The organism is Prevotella conceptionensis 9403948, assembly GCF_000312305.1.
Classification (GTDB): Bacteria; Bacteroidota; Bacteroidia; order Bacteroidales; family Bacteroidaceae; genus Prevotella; species Prevotella conceptionensis.
In genome coordinates, this window is record NZ_HE999445.1 from 375,449 (window position 1) to 376,915 (window position 1,467).

General features: G+C 49.5%; 1 protein-coding gene and 1 pseudogene. Both read right to left on the minus strand.

Annotated elements, in window-relative coordinates; translation table 11 throughout:
- Positions 1–956: RagB/SusD family nutrient uptake outer membrane protein (locus BN93_RS05855; RefSeq protein WP_044259923.1), on the minus strand; the 956-nt coding region annotated here is incomplete at its 3' end.
- Positions 957–978: 22 nt separating this feature from the next.
- A pseudogene (locus tag BN93_RS05860) lies at positions 979–1,467 on the minus strand (SusC/RagA family protein); the annotation flags it as partial.

The window sequence follows — 1,467 nt, forward strand, 5'->3', positions numbered from 1 at the left end:
CTGAACATTTCGAAGTAGTTGTTCCAGTTTGCGGTTTGTCCGTCGTTTGGATTCATCTGATGGTTGTTGGCAGTTAGCTCAACCTTATCGGCCACTTGCTTGGCTGCGTTCATGGCCTCTTGTAGGAAGAAAGAAATCTCGCCGTCGATGTTGAACGTCTTACCTTGGTTGTAAGTCATGCGTGCGCCAGGCCAATTGGCATCGCCCGGCACGCGGCCCGAGCCCTTATGGTATTTCTCGAACGTTGCTTCGAACAGTGCGATACGCGACTTTAACAGCAAGGCTGCCTCTTTATTGACGCGTTGACCTTTAAACACACTTCTGTTGTAGAGGTTATTTATGGCCGAATCTAGGTCGGTAAGTATAAATCGAGCCACTTCGTTGCGGGGAGTGCGTACGCTGTTTTGTACGATGGCGCTGTTCTCATCGGGCAAAACTTCTTTCACCACAGGCACGTCTCCGTAATTGGCCAGCAAATTAAAATACGACAGGGCACGGAAGAAATAGGCTTCGCCGAGATAATTCTTCACGGCCGCATCCTTAGCCAAGACTTTTGCAGCAAGGCTTTTGTTAATCTTGTCGAGCAGGAAATTGTAAATGCGCACGCCGCCATAGTAACCTTGCAGCACCTTGCCCGAAGGCACTTCCCAATGCTTGTCGCTGTAAAGTCTGGTGTTTCCGTTTCCTTGCACAAAGATGTCGGTGTTGGCGTCTGATTGTGCCATACCGTCGTTATAACGCCCCTCAACGTGGAACATGTCGGTATAGGGGTTAGACAAATAGCCGGCGTAATAATTGTTAAGATAGGCAGCCAGCTGGTCGGCCGACTTGTAAAAGTCGTCGGGCGTGATTTGGTTCACGGGCTTGAGGTCGAGCGCATCGTTACACGATGTAGTGCCAAAGCAGGCCAAAGCCAACGCTGCACATGCGCCAATACTCTTTATGTTGATTTTCATAATGATACTTCTTAATAATAATTTAGAAACTTACGTTTACTCCAAAGGCGAAAGTTCTTTGCAAGGGATAGAGTTTACCCGAACCCCATCCGCCGCCTAAGCCCTCGGGGTCGAACACGCTTGAGAGTTTCGTGATGGTGAACAGGTTGTCGCACGAGAAGTAAATGCGGCAGTTGGACAGGCCTGCACGGCTGATAAGCGAGGTGGGCAAGCTGTAACCCAACTGTATGTTCTTACAGCGCATGTAGGCAGCGTTCTGCAAATAGCGTGTTTGCGGTTCTTGGTTCTTTGTTATTCCACCCTCTACATAAGGTTTGGGATAGTATGCGCCCTTGTTGTCTTTGCTCCAATAGTCTAGGTGCTCTTTGAAAACGGTAGACTGCCATACGTTACCCGTTGCGCCCCAGAAGTAGGGTTGGCCTGCGCCGAACATCCAATCTCGTTTCATCACGCCTTGGAAGAAGATGGAGAAGTCGAAACCTTTCCACTCGGCGTTGAGGGTAATGCCGAA